This window comes from Streptomyces sp. SID3343, assembly GCF_009865215.1.
Classification (GTDB): domain Bacteria; phylum Actinomycetota; class Actinomycetes; order Streptomycetales; family Streptomycetaceae; genus Embleya.
The window spans coordinates 1-4,852 of record NZ_WWJX01000111.1; the positions used below are offsets into that span (position 1 = coordinate 1).

The following is a 4,852-nucleotide window of genomic DNA, read 5'->3' on the forward strand; positions in this document are numbered from 1 at the left end:
CCGCTACGCGGCCGGCTTCGGCCCCGAGGACCACGCCCTGCTCGACTACGTACAACGCCTGCACGACGTCACCTCGGACCCCGACAGCGCCGACCATCCCGACGACGAGCCGGACATAACGCGCCTCCTCGCCGTCGGCGAGTGCTCGACGCGAACGATGGCCCGCATCCTCAACGCCGCGTCGGCGGCAGCGCCGCGCCCGGCCCTGCGCCTGGTCCCCGACCGCACCGGCGGGTAACACCGAGCCGGGCCGGTCGAGCCGCCTTCGGGCGGGCTGCGGACGGACGCGGAAACGGTCTCGGAGTCGCGGGCGGGGAATTCGCTGATTCCCCGCCGTCGACTCCGAGACCGTTGTCGAGTGTCGCTACCGGCTACCGGCCCACCCGCCTACCGAACCACCGACCGATCAAGACGGGCGGGTGGCGCCGGCGATCGGCATGGTGTTGATCGAGGCGATCTCGACCGGCTTGCGCGAGTTGGCCGCGTGGACCATCTTGCCGTCGCCGATGTAGATGCCGACGTGGCTGATGCCCGAGTAGAAGAACACCAGGTCGCCGGGCTGAAGGTTGGCCACCGAGACGTGCGGGTCGGCGGCGAACTGCGCGTTGGTCACGCGGGGCAGCGAGATGCCCGCGCTCTTGTACGCGGCCTGGACCAGACCCGAGCAGTCGAAGGCGTTCGGGCCGGCGGCGCCGTAGACGTACGGCTTGCCGACCTGCGCGCGGGCGTAGGCCACGGCCTGGGCCGCCTTGCTCGACGACGGCGCCGACGTGGTCGAGCCGCCGGTGGGAGCCTGCGCGCCCTTCGAGCCGCCGGTCGAGGACTTGGTCGGGGTCTTGGCGAGCGGCGTGACGGCCGGCTTGCTCGTGCTCGGCTTCGACTCGGTGCCGGTCGGCGCCTTGACGGTGAGCTTCGGCTTGATCGTGCTCGGCTTGGCCGTCTCGGGCTTGCTCGTCGTCGGGGCCTTGGCGGGCGCCGCGCCGTCGAGCCGCAGGCTCTGGCCGATCTCGATCAGGTCGGGGCCCGACAGCAGCACGTCACGGTTGAGCTCGTACAGGCTCTTCCAGCCTCCCGAGACGTTGTTCGACGCGGCGAGGCGGAACAGCGTGTCGCCGGCCTTGACGACGTAGTCGGCCTTGTCGGCGGAGGTGCTCTTCGCCGGGGCGGCGGTCTCGACCTGTGCGGGCGCGGTCTCGACGACTGCGGTGGGGGTCGCCGACACGACGTCGGAGACACCGGCGGCGGTCTGCTCGGAGGGGGAGGGGGCCTGGGCCTGCGCGACACCGGCGGAGGCCACCGGGATCACGGCACCGACACCGGCTATGCCCACGGCCGCGACGAAGCGACGGACGTTGGCGGGGCGGGCGACGCGATGACGGCCGTTTGTGGACAGCATGAAATGGGGTCCTCTCCTGTCGCCTACGAGGTGAGCTGTCGGATTCGGACTGGAGCAGCCCGGCCGCATCACGCGGCTTCACCCCAAGCCGTCACCGGAACGTTCCCGGCCACGGCGATTCACCTGGTTCCCCCGCTCCCGTCGGATTCTTCGATGTAGACACCCGCTGCCGGCGACGGGATTCGGCGTACCGGCGGCGAGGTTCACCAGAAAGGTGAATCGGCGAGCACGGTAGGCAAGCCCGTGGGGGGTCCACAACCGAATGACCGAATTCGATTGCCTCGAAAACGGCTCTTCGGGGCCGATCGGCGACGCGGGGCGACTCGGGACACATGCGATGACAAGGCGATATATCAGAGAGTGGCGTAACCAACCGATAACGGAAAATAATCGAGACTCACCGGGAACCGGCCATAATGAAATACGACTCGAAGTCGCCTATATAATTTATGTCTGTTTTGCCCGTGCGGGATACGTCACATCCCCAGACGTGCGAGTTGTGCGTCGAGGTCGACCCTGCGGCGCGGTTTCGGACGGGCCGGCGACAGCGGATATCGTGAACCCCGGCAGCCCCGCCCACGCGGGCTCACGCGGGTCCCGCAACCGAGACCCGTTCGTGCCATCACCAACCATCGTGGGCAACCGCCGGAGGAAGCAATGACCACCAACCGAGTCCGCATGGCCGTCATCCGCGGCCGCATGGCCGCTGCCGGCGAGTCGTACAACGTGGCCGCCCGCAAGCTGATCGTTCCCCCGGAGGGTAGGCGCCCCGGCACCCGGGTGGGGGAGGCGCTGCGCACTCAGTACTGGGAGCCGGCCGAGAGCTTTGACGTGCCGTGCCCGTGCGGCAGCACGTGTGCGCCCGGCGAGCGGTGCGACCGCTGCCACGCCGGCTACCGGCACGCCGCCCGTACGCCCGACGGCGTCACGGACGTGGACCGGTGGCTCGACCGCTACGACTGCACGGGCTGCGCCAACACCTACTCGTTCGTGGTCACGCTCCCCGACCGGCCGTGGGGGACCGCGGAGCTGGTTCCCCAGCGCGGCGGCAAGGAACCGGTGCTCCGGGTCCGCCCCTTCGACGGGGTCAAGCACCCGCAGTTGCGCTCCTGAGCGCCTGCGCGCGAGTGCGCGCCAGGTCGAAGACGGTGCTCGGGTCGATCCGCGCCGCGGTGTCGCCGTGGAAGCCCTGCCAGTGCCGGCGCATGCGGCCCACCGATTCGTAGCAGATGTCGATCGGTACGAGGTAGCACTCGCTTCGCCCGTCGATGTGTCGCACGAGCAACGCCTCGACGTCGGGCCGCAGTTCCTGGGCGAGGGGGGTCTCGCTCAGCGCCGCGTGCCACGTGCGTGGGTCGAGTTCGCTCTCGGTGGCCCCGCCGGTCGGGCTCGGGTGGAGCGCGACGCATCGGCTCGGGGCGGCGTTGCGCACGAGGAACACCGTGTCGCCCGGGATGCCCAGGCTTTCCCATGCGCTTCGGTCGAGGACATGGTCGCGATCCACGAGGTAGCGCTGGGGCACGGTCTTGAATCGGCCGCGTGCGGCGGCGCGTTTTTCGAACGGCAGTGCGCAGTCTCGACACGCGCAGGCCAGGACGTGCGCCTCGATGTCGGCGACGTGGCGGTGCCGCTGGTCGATCTCGTGACCGCACAGTTCGCACCGCTCCGGTCGTGGTGGCGCGGCGGGGTGGAACCTGCCCAGGCCCGGCGGTGCGGTCGGCTTGGTCTCCTCGGCCGGGCTGGGGGAACTCGCGGATGTGGCGCTCACGGCTACGCCTCCTCGAAGATCATGAGTCCTTTATGTCGGACTTGTGTTCTTCATATCAGGACGCGATGAGGTGCCTCGGATCGTTTGGCCCGTCCGGGGGTGTCGTCGGCGCGAGGGCGGTGGACTGCGCATCCGGAGGCACGAGGGCGCATCATGCGCGGTAACAGGCCCTTGTGCACCCGACAACCGGGCACACGAGCGCGCGCGACCTCGGGTTACCGAAGAGTTGACCTCGGGTCACAGGGGAGTGGTCAGGGTCAACGGGGTGCGAAGAGTGCGGTAGCGGCGCAGGAGGTTGGTTCTGGTGCTCGCCCGGATGGTCGCGGTGAGGGTCGTGGTGGTGGCCTTCGGGGCGCGGACGATCAGGCACAGCGGGCGGTCGCCGGCCAGGGAGAGGGCTTTGGTGCGGGTCAGGTGCCACGACGGGGTGGAGGTCTGGGCGCCTTCGGCCCGGAGGTGGATGTCGCCGCGGCGGGCCGTGGTTTCGCTGCTCCACTCGCCGGCGCCCAGTTCGACGCCTGCGAAGGACAGGCGCGGGCCGAGGGTGAGGGTTCTGGTGCGTTCACGGTCGTCGGTGACCAGGGTCGGGATCATCGACCACGCGATCGGCTTCGCGGCGCCGGCCTCCAGGGTGTCCAGGGCCAGGGACACGGACGCCTTGTGCAGGCGCGGCTCGCCGGGGGCCTGCGGGAACGACAGGGTGACTCGGACCACGTGGTAGACGCTGTGCGCGGCTTCCTGGCGGACGAACAGTTCGAGGTCGGGGTCCTGCGCCACGTACTCCGCGGTGACCGGGACGGCCAGCGGGCCGCCGAGCAGGACGCGGCCGGCGAGCGGGGGGCCGGTGTGGGCCTCGGCCGCGCGGCTGGGGTCCTCGGCGTCGAGGACGAGTGGTTGCAGCGGCAGTGCCGGCTGGTCGATGTCGAGCACGGGATTCCCCCTCGGGTTCGGGATGCGGTGGTGCGGCTCAGGAGAGGACGACGAGACCGGACTCCAGGGCCTCGCAGGATTCGTTGTCCAGCACGGTCAGGCGGGCGGCCACGCGCGCCGCGCCGGCGAGGCCGAGCCCGTGGGCCACCTCCCGGTAGAAGAGGCCGGCGAAGGCGTTGGCGCACAGGTCGTCCAGCGGGCCGGTGTGCGCGACGACCGTGTCGGCGGTGCCGCGGAACTGCTCCACGATGGCCTCGCTGTCGCACGAGGCCAACACCAGGCCGCGCAGTCGGATGCCGACCTCGTCGCGGTAGAGCCGCAGGGTGCGGACGATCTGGTGGGCGGAGACCGCGTGTTCCTCGCCGTGGATGTCCTCGAACAGCAGGCTTTCCCCGGAGCCGTGGCACGCGAGGTGCAGGATGTCCGGCCGGGTCGCCCTGATGCGGCGCAGGTCCGAAGCCATCGCGGCGGGCACGGGCTCGACCACGATGCCGCCCCACTCGGCGATCCCGAGGAGCTCCCGCAGCCCTCGGTCCACCCGCAACTGCGCGTGGTCGTCCGGGCTGGCGCCGATGTAGAGCACGTGGGGGACGGTGCGGGTCGCCGCGGCGGCGGGCCGGTGAGTGGGATCAGGGGTGACCGGGGCGAGTGGGTCGACCGGGGTGTCGGGTGGCGCGTCGGTCGGGCTCGGGTGTGACGTGGTTCGGGCCGGTTCGCCGGCGCGGGCGGTTGCCGCGGCCGGGCTCGGTTGCGCCGTG

The 4,852-nt window shown here is 70.9% G+C and carries 6 protein-coding genes and 1 riboswitch; of the genes, 2 read left to right on the forward strand and 4 right to left on the reverse strand.

Annotated elements, in window-relative coordinates:
• Positions 1-238: hypothetical protein (locus GT354_RS03875; RefSeq protein ID WP_161354748.1), on the forward strand; the 238-nt coding region annotated here is incomplete at its 5' end.
• Between the two features lie 168 nt (positions 239-406).
• Here the strand turns inward: GT354_RS03875 and GT354_RS03880 are convergent.
• Positions 407-1,396, reverse strand: a complete 990-nt coding sequence (locus GT354_RS03880) for a C40 family peptidase (RefSeq protein WP_237534350.1) — start codon at positions 1,394-1,396, stop codon at positions 407-409.
• A 6-nt stretch (positions 1,397-1,402) separates the two neighbouring features.
• Positions 1,403-1,559, reverse strand: a riboswitch (cyclic di-AMP (ydaO/yuaA leader).
• Positions 1,560-2,053: 494 nt separating this feature from the next.
• On the opposite strand from GT354_RS03880, the gene GT354_RS03885 reads away from it, so the two are divergent.
• The gene (locus tag GT354_RS03885) at positions 2,054-2,509 is read left to right on the forward strand and encodes a hypothetical protein (RefSeq protein ID WP_161354749.1); all 456 of its coding nucleotides are present in this window, start codon (positions 2,054-2,056) and stop codon (positions 2,507-2,509) included.
• Here the strand turns inward: GT354_RS03885 and GT354_RS03890 are convergent.
• The 3 genes from GT354_RS03890 to GT354_RS03900 all read right to left on the reverse strand — a co-directional run.
• Complete coding sequence (locus tag GT354_RS03890) at positions 2,484-3,164, reverse strand: DUF5947 family protein (RefSeq protein ID WP_161354750.1); 681 nt, start codon at positions 3,162-3,164, stop codon at positions 2,484-2,486. The genes GT354_RS03885 and GT354_RS03890 overlap by 26 nt on opposite strands.
• A 237-nt stretch (positions 3,165-3,401) precedes the next feature.
• Entirely contained in the window at positions 3,402-4,094 is a 693-nt protein-coding gene (locus GT354_RS03895) for a hypothetical protein (RefSeq protein WP_161354751.1), read from the reverse strand.
• 37 nt (positions 4,095-4,131) lie between these two features.
• On the reverse strand, positions 4,132-4,852 hold a 721-nt coding region (locus tag GT354_RS03900), incomplete at its 5' end, for a CHAT domain-containing protein (RefSeq protein ID WP_161354752.1).